Below are 21429 nucleotides of genomic sequence, written 5' to 3' on the forward strand. Positions count from 1 at the left end.
CGGGCGATACCGCCTCGGTCCGGTCATAGGTATGCCCCGCCGTGTCGACACCGCCGACTCACCTGCCGTTCGGACATATGTCCGAATCTGGTAAGCATGCCGACTCCGGGCAACGGGTAGGCGGCTCCTGGATCGTGTTCCGATCGGCTCATTCCTCCCAGGAGGCGGCAGATGTCCCAGGCCCACGTACACGCACGCGGCGGACCCGACCTGCCGTCACGCATATCCCGCGGGGCCCCGCCCGGCACCGGCCCCGCGACGACCCCGCGGAATCCGGGCACCCCGGACGCCCCGAACACGCCGGACGCCCCCGCCCCGGACACCCCGGACACCTCGCCGGCCGACGACCGGCCGCTCACCGAGTACGAGGCGGAGAGCCATGCCGCCGAGTCGTCCTTCCGAACCGGCCCGCCCACCCACGTGGGCGTCGAGATCGAGTGGCTGGTCCGCGACGAGTCGGACCCCGCCTGGCCGGTCACCGGCGAACGCATCAGCACCGCCCTCGAACCCGGGCCGATGCCCGGCGGCGGGCGCATCAGCCTCGAACCCGGCGGACAGATCGAGCTCAGCTCCTCCGCCCAGCCCTCCCTCGACCGCTGTATCGAGGCCGCCCGCATGGACGTCGCGCTGCTGCGCGACACGGCCGCCGAGGCGGGCCTCGTCCTGGCCGGCGCCGGCGTCGACGCCTACCGGGCCCCGCACCGCGCCCTCCAGCACCCGCGCTACGTCGCCATGGAGCGCTATTTCGACCGGTCCGGGCACTGGGGCCGCGTCATGATGTGCAGCACCGCGTCGGTGCAGGTGTGCCTGGACTCGGGCGACGAGACCGGCGGCCCGACCGGCATCCGGCACCGCTGGGCGCTGGCCCACCGCATCGGCCCCGTACTGCTCGCGATGTTCGCCAACTCGCCGCACCACGGCGGCCGGTCCACCGGCTGGGCGTCCACCCGGCAGTTGGCGTGGTCGCGTCTGGACGCGTGGCGCACCCGCCCGCCGGAGCACGGCCCGGACACCGATCCGCGCGAGGCGTGGTCGCGCTACGTCATGGACGCGCCGGTGATGTGCGTACGCCGCGACGAACCGGCCGACTGGGCCGTGCCGGAGGGTATGACCTTCCGCGACTGGACGCGCGGCGCGCTCGACCCCGCACCCACCGCCGCCGACCTCGAACTGCACATCTCCACGCTGTTCCCGCCCATCCGGGCGCACGGCACACATCTGGAGCTGCGCATGATCGACGCGCAGCCGGACGACGGCTGGACCGTCGCCCTCGCGGTCACCACCGCCCTCCTCGACGACCCGGTGGCGTCGGCGCGCGCCTGGGAGCACACCGAGCAGCTCGCCGCCTCGGCCGCCTCCGCACCGCCCTACGCGTGGTGGCTGCGCGCGGCCCGGTTCGGACTCGCCGAGCCGCTGCTGCGCACCACGGCCCGTTCGCTGATGGCCGCGGCCCTGGACGCGCTGCCGGGAATGGGGGTTTCGCCGCAGGTGTTCACGGATGCCGTGGAGTTCGCATACCGCTACACCGACCGGGGGCGGGCGCCGGGCGACGACCTGATACCGGCTGCCGCGCACGAAGGGGCCCGCGATGCCGCAACCGTCCGCTGAGGCCGCCTGGCGGGCCCTGGACCGCGCCAGGACGCGCACGACCGCGCTGACCGACGCCGTCGACGACGCCGACCTGGTGCGCCAGCACTCGCCCCTGATGTCCCCGCTCGTCTGGGACCTCGCGCACATCGCGAGCCAGGAGGAGATCTGGCTGCTGCGCGCGGTCGGCGGGCAGGAACCCATGCGCCCGGAGATCGACGACCTGTACGACGCCTTCCGGCACCCGCGGTCGACCCGCCCGCAACTCCCGCTGCTGGGGCCGGCCGAGGCCCGCGCGTTCGCCCACGACGTGCGAGGACGCGTACTCGACCTGCTCGACCGGGCGCCCGCCGACGACCCGCTCACGCGCGACGCCTTCGCGTTCGGCATGATCGCCCAGCACGAGCAGCAGCACGACGAGACGATGCTGGCGACCCACCAGCTGCGCGCCGGCGCCCCCGTCATCGACGCCCCGGACCCGCCGGGCGCGACCGACCTGCCGCCCGACGAAGTCGTGGTCCCCGCGGGCCCGTTCACGATGGGCACCGCCACCCACCCGTGGGCGCTGGACAACGAGCGCCCCGCACACACCGTGCACGTCGGCGCGTTCGCCCTCGACACGACCCCGGTGACCTGCGGGGACTACCTGCGGTTCATGGCCGACGGCGGCTACGACGACCCGCGCCTGTGGTCCCCGGAGGGCTGGGAGCACCGGATGCGCGACGAACTCGTGGCACCCGCCTTCTGGGTCCGCGACGGCGACGGCTGGCTGCGGCGGCGCTTCGGCGTCCTCGAACCGGTGCCGCCGGGCGAACCGGTGGTGCACGTCTCGTGGTTCGAGGCCGACGCGTACGCGCGCTGGGCCGGGCGGCGCCTGCCCACCGAGGCCGAGTGGGAGAAGGCCGCGCGCCACGACCCGGCCACCGGGCTCTCCCGCACCTACCCGTGGGGCGACGACGAGCCGACCGCGGCGCACGCCAACCTCGGGCAGCGGCACCTGCGTCCGGCCGCCGCGGGGGCCTACGCCGCGGGCGCCTCGGCGTACGGCGTGCGGCAGATGGTCGGCGACGTGTGGGAGTGGACCTCGTCGGACTTCGGCGGCTACCCCGGCTTCCGGGCGTGGCCGTACCGCGAGTACTCCGAGGTGTTCTTCGGCCCCGACTACAAGGTGCTGCGCGGCGGTTCGTTCGGCACCGACGCGGTCGCCTGCCGGGGCACCTTCCGGAACTGGGACTACCCGCAGCGCCGCCAGATCTTCGCCGGCTTCCGCACCGCCCGCGACGCGGAGCCCCACTGATGTGCCGTCACCTGGCGTACCTCGGCGCGGAGACGAGCATCCACCGGCTCGTCGTCGCACCGCGGCACGGCCTGTACGAGCAGTCGTGGGCGCCGCGCCGCCAGCAGCACGGCACCGTCAACGCCGACGGGTTCGGCGTGGGCTGGTACGCGGAAGGCGACCCGGTGCCCGCCCGCTACCGCCGCGCCGTCCCGATCTGGGCCGACCCGTCGTTCGCCGACGTCGCCCGGGTGACCCGTACGACCGCGCTGCTGGCGGCCGTTCGTTCCGCCACCCCCGGCACCGGCCAGGGCGAGGACGCGGCGGCCCCCTATACGGACGGCATCCACCTGTTCAGCCACAACGGACGGCTCGACGCGTGGCCCGAGGGGCTCGGCGCACTGGCCGCCACCCTGCCGCCCGCGGACCTGCTCGCACTCGAAGCGCGCTGCGACTCGGCGGTGTTGTGGGCCCTGCTGCGCCGGCGGCTCGCGGACGGCGAGACCGCCGACCGGGCCGCCGCGGCAGTGGTGGCGCAGGCCGCCGCACACAGCCAGGGCCGCTACAACATCCTCGTGACGGACGGCCGCACCATCACGGCCACCGCCTACGGCGACACCCTCTTTTACGGAAAACTGCCCGGCGGCGTCGTCATCGCCTCCGAGCCCGACGCGGACGGCGCCTGGACCGAAGTCCCCGACCGCACGCTCGTGACGGCCACTCGGGAAGCCGTGCACCTGCACCCGATACCCCACGCGATGGCGGACAGGAGCTGACTGACCCGTGACCGGAACGACCAGGTTCAGCGTGCGCGGACACCTGCCCGAGGGCTATATGACCGACGCCCTGCGGCGCGACGTCTCCCTCGGCCTGACCGCGGAGCCGAAGTGGCTGCCCCCCAAGTGGTTCTACGACGGGCGCGGCAGCGAGCTGTTCGAGGAGATCACCCGCCTCGACGAGTACTACCCGACGCGCGCCGAGCGCGAGATCCTGCGGCGCCACGCGGTCGACGTCGCGGCCACGCTGCCCGCGCACACCCTCGTCGAACTCGGCTCCGGTTCCTCGGAGAAGACCCGCCTGCTGCTCGACGCGCTGCGCGACCTGGGCACGTTGGAGCGGTACGTGCCGGTCGACGTCAGCGAGCCGGCGCTGCGCGCGGCCGGCGAGGCGCTGCTCGCCGACTACCCCGACCTGGCGGTGGACGCGGTGGTGTCCGACTTCGACGCGCACCTGGGCATCCCGGAGGAGCCCGGGCCCCGGCTGGTGGCGTTCCTCGGCGGCACGCTCGGCAACCTCACCCCGGACGAGCGGGCGACCTTCCTCGCGGACGTACGCGCCCAACTGCGGCCCGGCGACGGCCTGCTGCTGGGCGCCGACCTGGTGAAGGACACCGGCGTGCTGGTCCGGGCGTACGACGACGCGCAGGGTGTAACAGCGGAGTTCAACCGCAACGTGCTGCGTGTCGTCAACCGCGAACTCGACGCGGACTTCGACGTCGAACGCTTCGAGCACGTCGCGGTGTGGAACGACGCGGACGAGTGGATCGAGATGCGGCTGCGCTCGCGCGGCGCGCAGACCGTGAAGGTGCGCGACCTCGACCTGGTGGTGGAGTTCGCGGACGGGGAGGAGATGCGCACCGAGATCTCCGCGAAGTTCCGGGCGTCGGGGCTGGCGATGGAACTGGAGCGCGCGGGCTTCTCGGTGGCGCGCTGGTGGACGGACGCGGAAAACCGGTTCGGACTGGCCCTCGCGATCCCCGTGTAGTCCGCCCCCGTCGGCGTGCGTCAGCAGAACTTCCGTTCCGCGGCGAAGGGATCGCGCGGGATGCGGAACTTCGTGCGGTCGTACGCCCCGGTGAGGTTGCCCACGAAACGCGACAGGCTCATGGGCTCGCGCACCGACTCCAGGAGCTCCTTCAGGTCGCCGCACGCCAGCGCGCGGCGCGCGGCGGCCAGCGCCTCCGCGGTCACGCCCGGCATCTCGGGCACGTAGGTGACCGACGGGTCGAGCTCCAGGGCGAGGAGCCACACTTCGTCCAGCGGTTTCCGGTGGCCGGGCCACAGGTTGCCGGGCGCGGGCTCCATGTGCGCGCCGACGGTGTTGGCGAGCCCCCAGAACTCGATGATGTAGTCGTCGAGCGGCACCAACGCGCCCGAGACACCGAGGTATCCGCCCGGGAACGAGATCCGGCTGCTGCCGTGCACCGGCGCGAGCGGTAGCAGCAGAGGCGGCCCGCCGGCGGGGTCGAGGCGGACGAGCACCGGGCGATCCGCGGCCAGTCCGGCGTCCACCGCGGCCTTGAGGCCCGGGAAGGCGATCGTCCACCGGCTCGTCCGGTCCGCGTTCCGGGAACCGGTGATTTCGATGTCGCTGATCCGCACGCGGGCCGTCAGATCGGGGTTGGCCACCTGGTGCGCGCCGTCGTTCCACGGCCCGGCGACGGCCACTGCCCACACGGCGGTGGCGGCGGCCACGGCGCCCAGGCGCGGGGTCGCGGGCAGGAGGAAGCCCGGGAGCAGTACGAGGAACAGCGCGGGCAGCAGCATGCGGCCCTGCATGTAGTCGCCGCCGACGCGGATCACGTAGGCCGCGGAGACAAGGGCCGCGGCGACCGGAGTGACGACGACGGCGAGACGGCGGCGGTCACCGCGCACCCGCGGCACCGCCCACGCCACGAGCTGGACGGCGAACAGGGCGGCCGGGACGTACAGTGCCACCGGGTCGACGAGGTCCCACACGTAGCGCTGTCCGCGGTCGGTGTTGTCCTCCCCCGCCTCCTTGGTCAGCGCGGGCAGGGGCACCAACAGGCCGTAGTAGCCCGCCCGGAAGATCTCGTACGCGAGCGGCAGCGCGGCCGCGGCGGCGGCGTAACCGGCCGTGCGCCGCGGCGACGGCCTCAGCAGCAGCCACAGTCCGACGAGGAAGACCGCGCCGATCACCGCGAAGTCGGGCCGGACCAGGAATCCGAGTCCGAACCAGACCGCGTGCCACGCCTGCCCCCGGGCACCGGGGCGCAGGTAGGAGCGCACGAGCAGCCACCAACTGCCGCCCAGCCAGCAGGTTCCCAAGCCGGTGTCCAGCCCCGCGGTGGCGAACTCCCAGTACACGGGCAGCCCGACGAGGACGAGCACGCCGGCGGGAACGACCCGGCGTGCGCGGCCGTGCAGGAGCAGCCTGCGGGTGGCGTCCAGGCCGAGGGCCACCCCGGCGGTGGTCAGCAGCAGCCCGGTCACGACGGCGGCGAATCCGATGTCGCCGGGGGTGACGGCGCCGATCAGCACCAGGAGCCACTGCCACAGCGTGCTGGTGTTGGCCTCCACGCGTTCGCCGGTGTTCACCACGGGGCCGTTGCCCGCGAGGATCTGCCGGACGGTGCGCAGGAAGATCGTGCCGTCGTCGGTCAGCGCCCGGTCCCGCCAGCCGAGCGCCGCGACGGCCAGCGTGGGCAGGGCCACCGCCGCGGCGTTCCAGATTCTCGTGACCCGGTCACCGGGGTCCGGCGCCGCGCTGGACGGGGCTTCGCGCGGCGCGTCGGGCGGCGCCTCCGTCGCCTTGTGCGAGACCTCCGCGTCGGCGTTCGCAAGCGCGTCGACGGCTTCCTCGGGGCGGGCGGCCGGGCTGGAGCTGACAGTCACGAATCATATCCTTCTGGGTATTTCGGGCAGCCCGGAAGTGCGTCGGGCCGTGCCGGGACACCGCCTGACCGGCAACTGCCGGACCGTGCCCTGTGGGGGTGTACGTGATGCGCCGCTTGGGCCGAGTGGGGGCTGCCGGGTGCGGCATCGTGCGGCTATGTGCCGCTAGGTGCGGTGGAGTGCCGTGGGTGCGGCCGAGTGCCCTGGGGTGCCGTGGGTGCCCTGGGTGCCGTGGGGTGCCGCGAAGAAGGTCAGGCGTCCCAGGCGGGTGAGACCGCGATCGCCTCCATCTGCTCGCGCGTCAGGCCGCCGCCCTGCGTGTGCACGGGTTTCTCGTCCTTCGGGTCCACCACCCCCGAGTCGAGGCGGATCTCCAGGCCGCCCGGGTGGCGCACGGTCAGGACCTGCTGGATGGAGACCCCGTCCTCGACGACGTACGTCTCGGCCTTCACCGGCAGGCCGCCCTCGGTGCGGCCGACTTCGCACCCGCCCCGCTCACAGACCAGCGGCGTGTTCTCGGCCACCGCCCTCAGGTGGATCCGGACTCTCGTGATGCTCTTGCCCGAGTGCACGAGCCCGTCCACGGTGGTCGGTCCGGCCGCCAGCCATGACATGTACGCGCCGGGGATGCCGGTCTGGATGATCCCGGGCAGGATTCCCGGCATCAGCGCGGCGTGGGGCGTGAGTGCGGCGCGGATATCGTCCCAGGCAGGACTGGCGGCCACAGCCACGATCTCCGCCTTGCTCAGGACCGGAGCGGCGGCCGGGTCGGACGGCGCCAGGTTCGTCGCCCGGACCACGGTGCGGGTGTTGTCGGGCCCCAGGTGCATCGCCGACCAGGTCGTCATCGGCGGTGCCGGGACATACGTGGTCACGGAGCTGCCGTCCTCGCCGTAGCTGACCTCGCAGCCGAAGTCCGGGCAGAAGACATCCCTGGCCAGGTCGGAGCCGCCTTGGGGTCGGTCGATCGAGACCTCGACACGGGTCAGGCCGAACGCCTTGAGGAAGTCCGCCGTGACATGCGCTTCGCCCCGCAGCACCAGAGGGCCGGACGCGGCGAACGACGTCTCACCGTTCGACAGCATGCCGTCGCGCGGCAGGGCCGCGGCGAGGTTGTCCAGGAGGTTCCCGGTCCAGTCCTGCCGCAGGTCGACGGACCGCATCGCGGCCGGCTCGGGAGCATCGTCGCCGCCGAACAACCCGAGGCCACCGGACCTCGTGCCCACCAGCACGCTCCCCACGCAGAGCATCACGACCAGCGCGCCGGTCCAGCGCATCGCGTTCACGCGCCGCTGCCGGCGCCCGCGTTCGATCACCCGGCGCACGAGGTCCGGGCTGGGACCGCGGAACTCGTCCACCGCCGCGCGCATGACCTCGGGCAACTCGCGCTCGAAGCGGTCGGCGGCGGTCGGGTCCTCGGTGCCCCGCCACTCGGCTGCCGCACCGCCCCTGCGCGGCGGCGGTGTCCCGGGACCGGTCAGCACGACGCCGCCAGCAGCGTGATGTCGGCGCCGAGCACCACCCGCAGCCGGTCGAGCGCGCGCTTCGACCGGGTGCGGACGGCCCCCGGGCTGACCCGCAGGATCTCCGCGGTCACCTCGACGGAGCGGTCCTCCCAGTAGCGCAGCACGAGGACCGCGCGGTCCTGCGGCGACAGCCGGGACAACCCCGCCATCAGCGTGACGCGCAGATCTATGTCGTCGGACGCGCCCGCCGCCGTGTCCGGGAGCGAGTCGTCCGGCCGCTCCGAGGAACGCCTGAGCCGCTGCGCGGAGACGAACGTCCGGACGAGAGTCGTGTGCGCGTAGGCGACCGGCGACTCCATCGCGCTCACCCGGCGCCACTTGCGGAAGAGCTTGCCGAGTGTGTCCTGTACCAAGTCTTCGGCCAGGTGCCAGTCACCGGTGAGAAGGCACGCGGTACGCAGCAACTGGCCGCTTCGCGCATGCGCGAAGTCCTCGAAGTCGCCCACCCCGCCCCCCGTCATGAAACCTCCGCCCGTCGACGTCCCGAATTCATGCGAGTAACGCTTCAAACCATCGGTTGCGTTACCCCCGCGCGCGATTTGGCCGCCGAATCGTTTCCGGCGCGGCGCGCGGACCGGGGCGCGACGGTGGGGTTCGGCCGGACTCGGCCGTGGTCAGGGGGAGACGGCCGCGCGGTACGGGCGACGGCGAGATGACGGGAGCCGCCGCGCACCGCAGCCGGTGCGCGGCGGCGGTCAGGGGCGGGCCGCGGCGAGGGTCGCGGCACCACCGGGGTCGGCGTCGGTCGCCGCGGGTACGAGGACTAGCTCGTCGACACCCGCCGCCGCGTAGGCGGCCATTCGGGCGGCCGGTTCGCCGGTGACGGCCACGACGTCGACGATCTCCGGCGGGATCGCGGCCAGCAGATCCCGGGGGTGGGGCCGGGTGCGGGCGTACGCGACCACGTCGCCGAAACCGGCCCGCGCGAACATGTCGCCGTACCCCGGAGCCGCCAGGTACGAGACCAGTCCGCGGCGCAACTGCTCCACACCCTGACCGGTCCCGCCGCCGAGCGCCGCGCACGCCCACAACGCCACCGTCGGCCGCGGACGGCCCGCCGCGCGGGCCGCCTTCTCCAGGTCCGCGACCAGGTCCGCTGCGGTCTCCGGCGAGACGAGGTTGAGCACCAGCCGGTCGGCGTGCCGGGCCGCGGTACGCAGCGCCGCCGGCCCGAACGCCGCGACGGTCAGCGGCCCGGACACGGCCGGCAGGCGCAGGCGATAGCCGCTGCTGCGCACCACTTCCCCGACGCCGTCGGAGCGGCCGCCCGCGAGCAGGGTGCGCACCGTGCGCGCCGAGTCCTCGAGGGCGCGGGCCGCGCGGGCGCGGGAGCGGCCGTGCCAGTCCTCGACCACCACGGTCGACGACGTGCCGAGCGCGACGGCGACCTGGCGGCCCGTCAGATCGGCGACGGAAGCGGCGCCCGCCGCGATCATCGCGGGGTCGCGCACGGTGACCGCGAGCGGGCCGAGGACCAGCGGGATGCGGGTGGTGCGCGCGGCGACCGCCACCGCGAGGACGAAGGCGTCGTACGTCGCCATCTCGCCGATCCACAGCTCCTCGTAGCCCAGCCGGTCGGCCGCCTCCGCGGTGCGCAGCGCCTCCTGCGGCGGCCGGTCCTGCCAGAGTCCGAGGGAGACCGAGAGCTTCACGCGACCGCCTCCAGCACCACGGCGCTGCCCAGGCCGGCCGCGCCGCTCACCGCGGCGACGCCGTAGCGGGCGTGCGAGCGGGCGAGTTCGTCGGCGCAGGCGCCGATCAGGATCGCGCCGGTCGCGCCGAACGCGTGGCCCATGGCGATCGTGCCGCCGTTGACGTTGAAGCGGTCGGCGCCGAACCCCAGGTCGCGCTGGATCTTGACGCACAGCGCGGCGAAGGCCTCGGCGTACTCCACGACGTCGACGTCGCCCGAGCGCAGGCCCGCCCGCTCGATGGCGCAGCCGACCGCGGTCTGTCCGGCGAGGAGCATGCGCACCGGGTCGGCCCCCGCGGTGGCGGACGAGGCGATCCGGGCCATCGGGGTGATACCGAGGCGCTCGGCCTCCCGGGCCGTGCCGATGAGGGCGACGCAGGCGCCGTCGGCGAGCGACGGCGAGGTGCCGCGGGTGTGCAGGTGCCGGATCTCCTTGAGGTGCGGGAGGTGGCGCAGCGCGAGCGCGTCCTGTCCGGAGTCGCCAAGGTCGGCGAAGGCCGGTCCGAGTGCCGCGAGTTGGTCGAGGGTGACGTCGGGGCGCACATGCTCGTCGTGGGCCAGCAGCACGGTCCCGTCCGGTGCGGTCACCGGGACGACCGCGGCGGCGAAGCGGCCTTCGGCCCACGCCCTGGCCGCGCGCTGCTGGGTGCGCAGGCCGTACTCGTCGAGTTCGCCGCGCTCGCAGCCCTCTTCGGTGGCCACCACGTCGGCGGCGATCCCCATGTGCACGCTGCCGACCGACTCCACCACAGCGGCGTCCGTCCACAGAGGGCCCTGGTCGGCGAACATGGGTACGCGCGAGCTGGATTCGACCCCGCCCGCGACCATCAGGCCCGCCTGCCCGGAGCGTACGAGCGCCGCCGCGGTCGCCACGGCGTCGATGCCCGAGGCGCAGAACCGGTTGACCGTCTGCCCGGGAACCGTCTCGGGCCAGCCCGCGGTGAGCAGGGCGGTGCGGGCGAGGTTGGCGCCCTGCTCGCCGACCTGGCCCGCGCAGCCGAGGACCACGTCGTCCACCCGGTCGGGCACCAGGCCGGTGCGGTCGACCAGGGCGTCGAGGAGCTGCCGGACGAGGTCGAGGGGTGTCACCGAGGCCAGTCCCCCACGCTGCGTGGACTTGCCGCGCGGGGTCCGCACGTACGCGAGCAGGTAGGCCTCGTCGAGTGCTGCCGTCACGCGGCCCCTCCCCGGGAGATGACGGTGGCGACGGCCGTCGTGAAGGAGCCGCCGATGTTGACGGTGAGCGCGGTACGGGCGCCTTCGACCTGGATCGGCCCCGCGGTACCGGCGACCTGGCGGGCCGCGTCGACCGCCATGCGCACGCCGGTCGCGCCGACCGGGTGGCCGAGGGCCAGCAGGCCGCCGCCGGGATTGACGGGCAGCGAGCCGCCCGGGTCGGTGACCCCCTCCTCGACGACGCGGCCGCCCTCGCCCGGCGCCGCAAGTCCGATGTGCTCGAAGGCGACCAGCGAGCTGATGGTGAAGCAGTCGTGCAGTTCGGCGACGTCGAGGTCCGCGACGCCGCCGATGCCGGCCCTGCGGTACGCGTCCGAGACCGCGCCCGCGAGGTGCGGGAACAGCGGGCCGCCGGGGTCGCGTCGGGCGAGCTTGTCGGCGAGCAGCAGGCTGTCGGTGCGGTGGCCGAAGCCGCGCAGGCAGGGTACGCCGCTTGGTTCGCGGCCTCGGGCGCGCGCCCAGGCGGCGGCGTAGCGCGGGGACGCGAGCAAGAGCGCGGCCGCGCCGTCGGTGATGCGTCCGCAGTCGGTACGCCGCAGGCGCCCTTCGACCAGCGGGTTCGCGGTGTCGTCGGGGGTGAAGGCGGCGGGCTCGAAGTTCCAGTCGCGGGCCTGGGCGTATGGGTTGCGGCGCGCGTTCGCGAACGCGCCGCGGGCGATGGCCCCGAGGTGGGCCGGGTCCAGGCCCCAGCGTTCGTCGTACGCGTCGGCGACCTCGGCGAACAGTGCGGGCCACGGGAACGTCGCGCCGACCGCTTCCCGCCCGGCCCACGCGGCGCTGCCGAGGTTGGCGGCGGCGTCGTCCGCCGAGACGTTGCGCATGAGTTCGACGCCCACGACGAGCGCGAGGTCGTACCGGCCCGCGCCGAGGTCGGCGTCAGCGGCCAGCAGCGCGGTGCCGCCGGAAGCGCACGCCGCTTCGTGGCGCGTGCTGGGGAGGCCGGTGAAGGCGGGTACCGCGCTGACCGTGAGGCCGCCCAACTGGGATTGTCCGGCGAACAGTTCGCCCGCGTGGTTGCCGACGTGCAGCACCTCGACGTCGGCGGCGTCGACGGACGCGTCGGCGAGCGCGCCCTCGACGGCCTCGCGGAGGAGGTCGACGAGGCCGAGCCCTTCCTTGGCCCAGTTGCGGGCGAAGTCCGTCTGGGCGCCGCCCAGGATGTACGCGGTCATGTCGCCTCCTGGTCCGTGGGGTCCGTGGGGTCCGTGGGGTCCGTGGGGTCCGTGGGGTCCGTGGGGTCCGGCGTACCGGCATAGCGGGCGCGGAGTTCGGCTTTGAGCACCTTGCCCACCGGGTTGCGCGGCAGCGCCTCGACGAGTTCGAGACGCTCGGGCAGCTTGTACGTGGCGATCCGGCGGTCCTTCAGGAAGCCCACCAGTTCGTCGAGCGTGAGCGCCGCACCAGGCTTCGCCACCACGACGGCGCAGGCGCGCTCGCCGAGCACGGGGTCGGCCACCGCGACCACCGCGGCATCGGCGACGGAGGCGTGGGCGAGGATGTGGCCTTCGAGTTCGGCTGCAGAGATGTTCATGCCGCCGCGTACCACGATGTCCTTGGCGCGGTCGACGTAGCGCAGGTAGCGGGGGTCCCCGTCGGCGTCATGGGCGTACGCGAACACGTCGCCGGTGCGGAACCAGCCGTCCTCGTCGAACGCGTCGGCGCGGTCGCGGCCCAGGTACCCGGCGAAGACGTTCGGCCCTTGCAGCCGCAACTCCCCCGGCACGTCCGCCTCGTGGATCTCCGCGGCGGTGGCGAGGTCGACCAGGCGCGTGCGCATCCCGTGCGCGGCACGGTTGTCCCAGGTGTGGTCGGGTGAGCCGAAACGCGGGAAGTAGTTGGCGCGTTCGCGGTGGTCGGGGACGGTTGCGGGGCCGGAGACGAGGCTCGCCCCCTCGTTCGAGCCGAAGAAGTTGAGCACCTCGATGCCGAAGCGCTCGTGCCATCCGACGGTCATCGCCTCGGTCAGCGGCGCGGAGCCGGAGCCGACGACGCGCAGGCTCGCGAGCGCACCGGGCGGGAGGGCGTTCTGTGCGTCCTGGGCGAGCACCATGGTGAGCAGCGCGGGCGGGACGACGGTGTACGTGACGCGCTCGCGGGCGATCTGGCCGAAGAACGTCTGCGGGTCGAACGGCTGGTGCTGCACCAGCACGGCGCCCGTCATCAGCCACGGCACGAACATGCCGCCGATGCCGGCCATGTTGACCATCGGGAACGGGTTGAGGAGCACGTCGTCGGCGGTCAGTTCGGCGGCGTCCACGCTGCCGAGCGCCATCGGCGTCCAGTCGTCCGGGCACCGGGGCACGCCCTTGGGCACGGCCTCGGTGCCGGAGGTCCAGCAGATGGTGACGCAGTCGCCCGGGTGTGCCGTGAACGACTTGAGGTGTGCGGCCAGCGAGTCGGACGCCCTGGCGTCGGTTGCGCGGGAGTCGGCGTCCCGGGCGGCCGCGTCCCGGGCGGCCGCGTCCCCGGGCGCGGCGAGGGTCGCGTCCAGGCCGACGATGCCTTCGACGCCGTCCGCGGCACCGGTCGCGTCGCCGAACGCGAGCACGCGGACGGTGTCCGGGTAGACCTCCCGGGCGGCGCGGGCGGATGCGCGGGTGCCGATGCGCGTCGCGGTCACGAAGGCGGTGACACCGGCGAGTTCGCCGAGCGTCCCGACTTCGTGCTCGCGGTGCTGGACCGGGAACGGCGTGACGATGCCGCCCAGCCTGGCGACGGCGAGGTAGACGGCGGCGAGTTCGACGCAGTTGGGCAGCTGCACGCCGACCACGGATTCGCGGCCCACTCCGTGGTCCAGCAGCATGGCGGCCAACCGGTCGACGAATGCGTCCAGTTCGGCCCAGGTCAGGCGCCGGGCCGGGCCGTCGAGGTGCGTCGCGCGGTTCGCGGGGTCGACGACGGCGGTGGCGTCGGGGCGTTCCGCGACGCGGGCCCGGAACAACTCGTCCCAGGTGGGCACTCCCCACCAGCCGGCCTCGGTGTACGCGGCCTCCCGCTCGGAGGGATGCAGTCTCACCGCGCCTGCTCCAGCTGCTCGGCGCGGATCCAGCACGAGTGGAAGCCGGTGGGCACGCGCTGCGGCAGCAGGATGCGGCACACCGGGCCCGCGCCCAGGTCGGCGGCGTCGAGCACGACGACCTCGGAGCGGTCCTCGCGCTCGTCGTGCACGAACGACACGAGGTAGCCGTCGTCTTCCGCCGTGCCGCCGTCGCGTGGCGCGAAGGGGGCCTCGGAGCCCCACCTGCCCGGTCCGAAGCGGTGGTCCTGGCGTTCGCCGGTGTGCAGGTCGTAGCGTACGAGGCCGTCGAACAGCAGGGTGTCCTCGCGGGCGATGTGCACGGCGTACCCGAAGCGGTTGCGGCGGCCGGTGACGCGCGAGTCGATCATCGGGAACTCGGTGTTGTCGTCGTCGCGCGGGCCCTCGGTGGTGGTGCCGGTGCGCAGGTCGAACCGGTAGCGCCACAACTGCGCGTCGAGGCGCAGGTACGCCAGCATGCGGGCGAGCGGGTGGCTGATGCGCGGCTGGTGCTGCGGGTCTTTCACCCGGCAGACGTCCATGACGATCTCGTGGCCCTCCTCCCACGCGTTGACGACGTGGTAGATGTAGCCGGGCCGCGCCTCGAACCACCGCACCGACGAGTTGTCGCCGCGCCTCGGCAACACCGCGAACCGGGACGGGAGTTCGCGGTCGAAGTGGATGCGGTAGCGGCCCTGGCGGCGCGCCTCCTGGTCCTGGACGAGCGGCAGGTCCATGAGGATCGCGTGGTTCTCGGTGATCGCCATGTCGTGCGGCAGCCGGGGAGCGGGCAGGTCGATCTCGGCGACGTGCTCGACGACTCCGGCCGGACCGACGATGCCGTACCTGAGGTACGGCGGCTCGGGTCCGTAGTCGAACCAGAACAGCTCGCCGGTCGCCTCGTCCACCTTGGGGTGGGCCATGAAGTCGCCGGCCAGGGTGCCGAGGAAGGTCTCGGCGCCGATCGTCCGCAGCGACAGCGGGTCGAGGCTCATCGGGGTCCCGCACAGGTACCACGTGGGCAGGACGCGGCCGTTGAAGAAGACCACGTCGGTGTTGGCGGAGTCCTTGATGCCGAGGCCGTGGCCGTTCCCGAACGGGTTGCCCTTGGGGTCCTCCATGACGCCGGACCACAACGCGTGTCCGGCCGCGGTCTCGGCGTCGAAGGCGGCCGTACGCACCCACCGGTTCATGTACCTGGCGCGGCCGTTCTCGAAGTGCAGGCCGTGGATCATGCCGTCGCCGTCGAACCAGTGGTAGCGGCCGGGCGCGGCGAAGCGCCGATTGGGGCCGTTGCGCAGGTAGACGCCGTTGAGATCCCTCGGGATCTCACCGATTACTTCCAGATCGTCTGCATCGATCTCGGTCCCGACCGGGGCGTACACGCCCAGCAGGTACGGGTTCTCCTCGCCCTCCGGCACGGCGCGCTCCGCGGAGTGATCGCGCTGGATCCGGTTGATCTGTGGGACTTTCGTCATTTCCGCCTCCGCCGAGCACATGAACCTGATCGGGACATCCGGGTGGTGCGGCGTGCGACGTGCGCTTGCGACGGTACTTCGTCAATCGGGATACTTCCAGAGTGAAAGTGACTGCTCCGGCTCCCACCTCGCTCGGGCACGGGCTGCTCGTGATGGGCGACCTGTGGAACCTGCTCATCGTCCGCACGCTGCTCACCGAGGGCCCCGCGCGCTTCGGCGACCTGCGGACGCGCCTGGGCATCTCGGACCCGGTGCTGACCCGGCGGCTGCGCGACCTGGCGGCGGACGGGCTCCTCGAGGCGCACGAGTACCACGCCTCGCCCCCGCGCCACGAGTACCGCCTGACGCCGTCGGGCGAGGAACTGTGGCCCGCGCTGGCGGCACTGCACGCGTGGGACCGGCGCTGGGCGCCCGGCTCGGCCCTCCGGCTGCGCGGCGCGCTGACCCACGCGGCGTGCGGCAACCGTACGGACCCGGTGTTCGGCTGCGGCGCGTGCGGCGCGATCGGCCTCAGCGCGCGGGACACAACCGCCTCCGTCGACAGATCGGTGCCCTTCGCCTCGACCAACCCGCGCCGCCGCTACCACCGTTCGGCCTCGGTCGGCGGACGCGACGGCACCGCGCCGCACAACGGCTCCGCCCCCGCCCCGGACGCGCCCGTGGCGGGGGCGGCGGTGCTCGCCGACCGCACCTCCACATCGCTGCTCGCCGCCGCGCTCCTCGGCCACCGCCGCTTCGGCGACTTCCAGGCGCTGCTGCACGACACCGCGCCGCACACCGTGACCACGCGCCTGACCCTGCTCACCGACCAGGGCATCCTGGACCGGACACCCCTACGCGACGGCGGTCGGCGACACGGCTACCGACTCACCCCCAAGGGCCACGACTTCTTCCCGACCTTCGCCTTCCTCATCGCCTGGGCCGCCCGCTGGTTCCACCAGGACGGCCGCCCCGGCGTACACATCACCCACCGCGCCTGCGGCGCCGACCTCCTCCCCCGCTGGACCTGCAACGCCTGCAACGGCGAACTGACCACCCTCACCCTCACCCCGCCCCCAGAACCCACCTGACCGTGAGCAGGGCCGGCGGACGGGCCTCGACCCATTCAGCCGCGAGGACCTGTGGGCGTGAGGATCTGAGGGTGGAAGCCGTGATGACGTCAAGCCGCGAGGCTCGTGAAGCCGTCGGGCGGGGCGAGTGTGCGGGGGTCAGTCGCGGGCGGAGGGGGCGGGGCCGGTGTTGCCGCGGGCGGTGTACATGGCGACGGTGAGGTCGCGGATGAAGTCGGTGCGGCCGTCCTCGTCGAGGCGTACGAGCGCGCGGCGGGTGAACTGGTCGACGGCCTGGGAGACGGTGTCGACGACGTCGTCCAGTACGGCGGTGCGGGTCGAGGCGTCGAGGGCGGCGATGCGGCGGCGCAGCATCGACTCGGCGACCTGCGGCGCGTAGTCGATGTGCAGCGCCTGGGCGGAGAAGACCTGGACGCCGGCCGCGGTCATCGCACCGGACAGGCGCCGGGTCATCTCGTCGTTGACGTGCTCGGTGTCGCGCAGGGACGCGGCGCCGCGGGTGAAGCTGTCGCACGGCAGGCTCGCGGTGACCGCGCTCACCGCCGCCTCGATCTGCTGCCGGAGGTACTGCTCGTGGTCGCGTACCGCGAACTTGGCGCGCGCGGTGTCCCGGACCTGCCACACCACCAGGACCATGACCTGGAGCGGGGTGCCCTGACGGTCGGTCAGGTCCATGGGGCGGCTGCGCCAGTGGCGCAGGCGGGCGTCGACCTTGCGGCGCCGCCGGAGGGGCACCGCCCACACGAGGCCGGTGCGCCGGACCGTGCCCTTGTAGCGGCCGAACCGGCTCATGACGCGTACGGAACCGGCCGGCACGACGAACATGCCGAGCAGGAGCACCAGGCCGAGGACCGCCGCGCAGGCGCCCGCGGCGACGGCGACCGGTTCCGAGACGTCCAGGAGTGCGCTGCCGCGGAGTTGGTCGGGCAGCCGCGAGTCGATGTGGCCGGACGCCGCGACCGCCCACACGACGCCGCACACGGATGCGAGCAGGGCCGTGCCTGCGAGCCAGCCGGGCAGGACGAACGCCGGGCGTTCGCGGAGCTCCTGGTCGGCGCGGGGGAATCGTACGCGGGTGAGGGAGGGGGACGGGCCCTCGGGGGCGGCGACGAAGTGCGCGTCACCGAAGGTCGCGGTCGCCGTGGTCGTGGTCGCCGGTGTGGCCGGTGCCGCGGACTTGCCGGCCGGGACCGGGGCGACGGCCGCGTCGGTCTGCGTGCGGGTGCTCTTGGTGGCCATGTCCTTGCCCCGTTCCAGCGGGTCGAGCGGGTCACGTTGCGGCGCGTACGGCATCGCGGCGTCGGCTGCGGTGCCCACGGGGCTCGCCGTCGCCGAGCCCAAGCCGGCGGCGGACAGCGCACGGATCTCGGCGGTGTCCAGGACGCGGCCGTCCAACGGCGTTCCGCCGGAGCTGCCGGCGCGGTCCAGGACGGTCACGATCACCGGCGCGGCGCCGCGGCTCGGGCCCGTTCCGGAACCGGCCTCGGTGGTGTATTCGGTACCGGTTCCGGTGCTGGTTCCGGTTCCGGCGCTCGTACCGGCGCCGGTTGCGAACCCCGTGCCCGTGACGCTGCCGACGCCTGTGCCGAGCCTGCGGCGGCCTCCTGGCCCCGTCCATTCCCCTGTCGAGTCTTCGCGTGTCACCTGTGCTCCTCACGCGTCGCCGTCGACGCCGGTCCGGTGGCGGCGGAGCCTCGGGCCGCCGCCTAGTGGTTCTGGTGATGGTGCGTCAGCAGTGGGGTGCCGATGCCGGGACGCCAGTGCCGGAACTTCGGTGCCGGGACTTTGCCGCACGACTTCGGTGCCACGACTTCGGTGCCGCGACTTCGGTGCCGCGACACCGGTGTTGTGACGTCACCGCATGAGCAGGGCCCAGGTGTCCTTGCCCGGTATTCCGTCGGCGTCGGCGCCGGTCCAGCCCTGCGCGCGCTGGAACGCGGCCGTGGCCTGCTGGTCGGCCGTACCCCACGACGGGCCGGGCCCCTCGCGGTAGTAACTGCCGTACCCCTTGCGGACCAGTGCCTGGCCGAGCTGCGTGATGTACGCGTTGGACTTCCCGGGCCCGAAGTACTGCGCGCCCGGGAACGCGGTCGCGCCGGGAGTCGTGGGCGGCGGAGCGGGGTTGCCGCCGCCGGCTCCACCTCCCGTTCCGCCGCCGAGTCCGGCCATGAGGCGCGCCCACGTCTCACGTCCGGGTATTCCGTCGGCGTCGGCGCCGGTCCAGCCCTGCGCACGCTGGAACGCGGACGTCGCCCGCTGGTCGGCCGTACCCCACGACGGGCCGGGCCCCTCGCGGTAGTAACTGCCGAACCCCTTCGCGACGAGGGCCTTGCCGAGTTGGGTGATGTACGCGTTGGACTTCCCAGGCCCGAAGTACTGCGCACCCGGGAACGGGGTCGTGGCGGGGGTGGTCGTACCGCCCCCGCTGCCGGTCCCGGCGTCCCCTTCGACCACGTTCTTGTAGCGGTACGCCTTGTAGCTCGACGAGTAGTTGAAGTACGCGTACGGGATGGTGCGGTGCTTGGTGCCCGGCTGCGTCTGCTCGTAGCCGACATAGCTGCCGCGCGACGCATCGGTCCACCGCTCGAAGATGACGACGTGCGAACCGCGCACCGGGTTGGCCGCGTTGTGGAAGAGCAGGATGTCGCCCGGCTTGAGGTCGCCCTTGGCGATGGGCGCGGCGTAGTCGGCGAGGTTGCCGGTCCACGCGTTCTCGGCGAGCCCCCAGGCCATCGAGACAAATCCGGAGCAGTCGGTGCGGTAGCCCCCGCGGTAGGCGGACTGGCTGTACGGCACGGCCACGTCGGTCCACGATTGGGCCCGCTCGATTATCTGCTCGCGCGTCACGGTCGCGAGGCCGGTGCGGGCGGGCGTGGCGAGGACGGGGGCGACGCTCTTGCCGCCCGAGGAGCCGAGGCGCAGTGGGCCGGGCTCGCCCTGCGGTGAGTCGTAGGTGCCCTCCCAGACGGCCGGGTCGGGTGCGTGCGGGGGGAGTTGCTCCTGGTCGACGAGCGTGTCGGCGAGGGGCTGGCGGGGTCCCTGGTCGTCGAGGCTCTTGTCCGGGTCGAGGGCGCGAGCGGCGGCGGGTGCGACGCCTGCCGCGACGAAGCCGGCGGTGACGACGGTCGCGGCGGTGCGACGCGCGCGACGCGCCGGACTGCCGCCGGAGCGCAGGGCCATGGCCTCCTGCCGACGCGTCGCGACACACGCAAGGCACGTGCAGGACGGGTCGGCGATATCGTCGAATACGGGGGCTTCCATGCGCACCTGCCTCGCCGTTGTACCAGTGACTTGGATGATCAACACGATTGAACACCATTAATCACACAAGTCACGCCCATTCGTACCAATTCGGACATCAATTGACCCGGGCCCGGTAAACCTCGAATCACCCGAACAGCCCTACGTACCACGGGTGGAGGGGCAGCGAAGGGGCTCAATCGGCACACACGGGGAACGAGTCACCGCGGTACGGGTGACGGGCGTGGCGCCGTGCCGACGAGGTATCCACTCGTACGCCCGCCCGGCTCGGCCGTCGCTCGCCACCGAAAGAAGCTCCGGTGGACGAGAGCCTGGCAACGCGGTCCGCAAAGCGCCGTCAAAGCACGCGCAGGCCCGTGCCTGAGGGGCTGGTGACAGTTCGTCAGGCACGGCATACTGCGCCCGATGTCACCTGCGGGGAGGGGCACAGAATGCACACGCGCGACTGGATCGACGCGGAGACGTACCACCGCGACATCGTGCCCGGGCTGCTCGCCGGCGAGCGGGGACTGCTCGCCGCGACCGGCCTCGCGGGGCTGCGCCCGCTGACGCTGGTGGTCGGCGAGGCGGCGTGGACGTACCGTGCGGTGGACGGACGCCTGCGGGTCGATCCCGCGGCGGAGGCCGGCGCCGCCGACGCCTGCACCTGCACCTGCCTGATGTCACCCGGCGCGTGGACCGACTTCGTCACCCAGATGCGCACCGGAGCGGCGCTGGCCATCGCGGGCGAGGTCGCGGTCCGGGACGGAACCGTCCTCGACCTGTTCGCCTGGGAGCCCGCGCTGCGCGCGCTCTACATGGGCGTCCCGATCTACCAGCCCACCGGCGCCCCGCCCACCGACGCCGCCGGGCGATCGGTCGACCTGGAACGCGCCTGGACGCTCGCCGACTCGGACGCCGACCTGGCCGCGTTCTTCGACGCGACCGGTGTGATGCGGGTACGCGGAGTCTTCACCGCCGACGAGGTCGCCGCCTTCAACGCCGAGGTCGACCGGCTCGCGGCGGACGCCCGCGTCGGCGACGACCGGTCGTGGTGGGCCGCCACCGAGGACGGCGAGGACGTCCTGTGCCGCCTGGTCTACGCGAGCGAGCGCTCGCCGCTGATCGCGGAACTCGCGCGGGATCCGCGCATGCTGCGCCTGTCGTCGCTGCTGCACGACGACCTCGCGGCGTCCACCGACCGCATGGAGGGCGTGGGCGTGCTGCTCAAGCCGCCGGGGCGGCTCAAGGGGCTGGCGAACATCCCGTGGCACACCGACTGCGGGCTCGGCGGCCACCACATCATGTGCCCGTCGGTGGCGATCGGCGTGCAGCTGACCGGGTCGTCGCCGGAGACCGGGTGCCTGGAGGCGGTCGCGGGCACACACGGGAAGACCTGCCCGCCGCCGGACCAGGGGGACCTGGCGGACCTGCCGTACATGCTGATCCCGACGGATCCGGGCGACGTCACCGTGCACATCGCCGACGTCCTGCACGCGTCGCCGGCCCCGACCGGGGTCGGCGGGCGGCGCACGATGTACGTGACGTACCACCCGCCGTCCCTCTTCGAGAACGTCGGTCCCGGGCTCGCGGTCAACGACCTGATCCGCAGCCGCAGCGCGGACCAACTGGACGCGGGCCTCGGCCGCTGAGCACCGCGGCCGCGAGCACC

The 21429-nt window shown here is 73.4% G+C and carries 16 protein-coding genes; 6 read left to right on the forward strand and 10 right to left on the reverse strand.

Annotated features, from left to right (window positions below; all coding sequences use genetic code 11):
- The first annotated feature begins 171 nt into the window (after window positions 1-171).
- The 4 genes from egtA to egtD are packed head-to-tail and all read left to right on the forward strand — an operon-like array spanning window position 172 to window position 4627.
- A complete protein-coding gene (egtA, locus tag AB0C36_RS20520; protein WP_358355989.1) occupies window positions 172-1608 on the forward strand; it encodes an ergothioneine biosynthesis glutamate--cysteine ligase EgtA in 1437 nt (478 codons plus the stop codon).
- Window positions 1589-2884: an ergothioneine biosynthesis protein EgtB gene (gene egtB, locus AB0C36_RS20525; protein ID WP_358355991.1), complete on the forward strand. Its 1296-nt coding sequence runs from the start codon at window positions 1589-1591 to the stop codon at window positions 2882-2884. The genes egtA and egtB overlap by 20 nt, the downstream gene beginning before the upstream one ends.
- Complete coding sequence (gene egtC, locus AB0C36_RS20530; protein ID WP_358355993.1) at window positions 2884-3639, forward strand: ergothioneine biosynthesis protein EgtC; 756 nt, start codon at window positions 2884-2886, stop codon at window positions 3637-3639. The genes egtB and egtC overlap by 1 nt, the downstream gene beginning before the upstream one ends.
- A 58-nt stretch (window positions 3640-3697) precedes the next feature.
- A complete protein-coding gene (gene egtD / locus AB0C36_RS20535) occupies window positions 3698-4627 on the forward strand; it encodes an L-histidine N(alpha)-methyltransferase (RefSeq protein ID WP_358356041.1) in 930 nt (309 codons plus the stop codon).
- A gap of 20 nt (window positions 4628-4647) precedes the next feature.
- On the opposite strand, the gene AB0C36_RS20540 is transcribed toward egtD, so the two are convergent.
- The 8 genes from AB0C36_RS20540 to AB0C36_RS20575 all read right to left on the reverse strand — a co-directional run bounded on the left by AB0C36_RS20540 (window position 4648) and on the right by AB0C36_RS20575 (window position 15447).
- A complete protein-coding gene (locus tag AB0C36_RS20540; protein WP_358355995.1) occupies window positions 4648-6498 on the reverse strand; it encodes an arabinofuranosyltransferase AftB family protein in 1851 nt (616 codons plus the stop codon).
- Window positions 6499-6749: 251 nt separating this feature from the next.
- Window positions 6750-7982 carry a hypothetical protein gene (locus AB0C36_RS20545; RefSeq protein ID WP_358355997.1) on the reverse strand — a complete coding sequence of 411 codons (1233 nt, stop codon included), beginning with the start codon at window positions 7980-7982 and terminating at the stop codon, window positions 6750-6752.
- Complete coding sequence (locus AB0C36_RS20550) at window positions 7976-8485, reverse strand: SigE family RNA polymerase sigma factor (protein ID WP_358355998.1); 510 nt, start codon at window positions 8483-8485, stop codon at window positions 7976-7978. The genes AB0C36_RS20545 and AB0C36_RS20550 overlap by 7 nt, the downstream gene beginning before the upstream one ends.
- A gap of 234 nt (window positions 8486-8719) precedes the next feature.
- Window positions 8720-9676, reverse strand: coding sequence for an LLM class F420-dependent oxidoreductase (locus AB0C36_RS20555; protein ID WP_358356000.1), 957 nt, complete (start codon window positions 9674-9676; stop codon window positions 8720-8722).
- On the reverse strand, window positions 9673-10893 hold the full coding sequence (locus AB0C36_RS20560) for an acetyl-CoA C-acyltransferase (protein ID WP_358356002.1): 1221 nt from the start codon (window positions 10891-10893) through the stop codon (window positions 9673-9675). The genes AB0C36_RS20555 and AB0C36_RS20560 overlap by 4 nt, the downstream gene beginning before the upstream one ends.
- Window positions 10890-12125: an acetyl-CoA acetyltransferase gene (locus tag AB0C36_RS20565; RefSeq protein ID WP_358356004.1), complete on the reverse strand. Its 1236-nt coding sequence runs from the start codon at window positions 12123-12125 to the stop codon at window positions 10890-10892. The genes AB0C36_RS20560 and AB0C36_RS20565 overlap by 4 nt, the downstream gene beginning before the upstream one ends.
- A complete protein-coding gene (locus tag AB0C36_RS20570) occupies window positions 12122-13969 on the reverse strand; it encodes a class I adenylate-forming enzyme family protein (RefSeq protein WP_358356006.1) in 1848 nt (615 codons plus the stop codon). The genes AB0C36_RS20565 and AB0C36_RS20570 overlap by 4 nt, the downstream gene beginning before the upstream one ends.
- Window positions 13966-15447: a carotenoid oxygenase family protein gene (locus tag AB0C36_RS20575; RefSeq protein WP_358356008.1), complete on the reverse strand. Its 1482-nt coding sequence runs from the start codon at window positions 15445-15447 to the stop codon at window positions 13966-13968. The genes AB0C36_RS20570 and AB0C36_RS20575 overlap by 4 nt, the downstream gene beginning before the upstream one ends.
- A 101-nt stretch (window positions 15448-15548) precedes the next feature.
- Between AB0C36_RS20575 and AB0C36_RS20580 the strand changes: the two genes are divergently transcribed.
- On the forward strand, window positions 15549-16517 hold the full coding sequence (locus tag AB0C36_RS20580) for a winged helix-turn-helix transcriptional regulator (RefSeq protein ID WP_358356010.1): 969 nt from the start codon (window positions 15549-15551) through the stop codon (window positions 16515-16517).
- A 138-nt stretch (window positions 16518-16655) separates the two neighbouring features.
- On the opposite strand, the gene AB0C36_RS20585 is transcribed toward AB0C36_RS20580, so the two are convergent.
- Complete coding sequence (locus AB0C36_RS20585; protein WP_358356012.1) at window positions 16656-18161, reverse strand: SPFH domain-containing protein; 1506 nt, start codon at window positions 18159-18161, stop codon at window positions 16656-16658.
- 210 nt (window positions 18162-18371) lie between these two features.
- Entirely contained in the window at window positions 18372-19778 is a 1407-nt protein-coding gene (locus AB0C36_RS20590) for a peptidoglycan-binding protein (protein ID WP_358356013.1), read from the reverse strand.
- A gap of 431 nt (window positions 19779-20209) precedes the next feature.
- Here AB0C36_RS20590 and AB0C36_RS20595 point away from each other — a divergent pair, with 431 nt between their 5' ends.
- Complete coding sequence (locus tag AB0C36_RS20595; RefSeq protein WP_358356015.1) at window positions 20210-21409, forward strand: phytanoyl-CoA dioxygenase family protein; 1200 nt, start codon at window positions 20210-20212, stop codon at window positions 21407-21409.
- Window positions 21410-21429: the final 20 nt, after the last annotated feature.

The organism is Streptodolium elevatio, from assembly GCF_040649515.1.
GTDB classification, from domain to species: domain Bacteria; phylum Actinomycetota; class Actinomycetes; order Streptomycetales; family Streptomycetaceae; genus Yinghuangia; species Yinghuangia elevatio.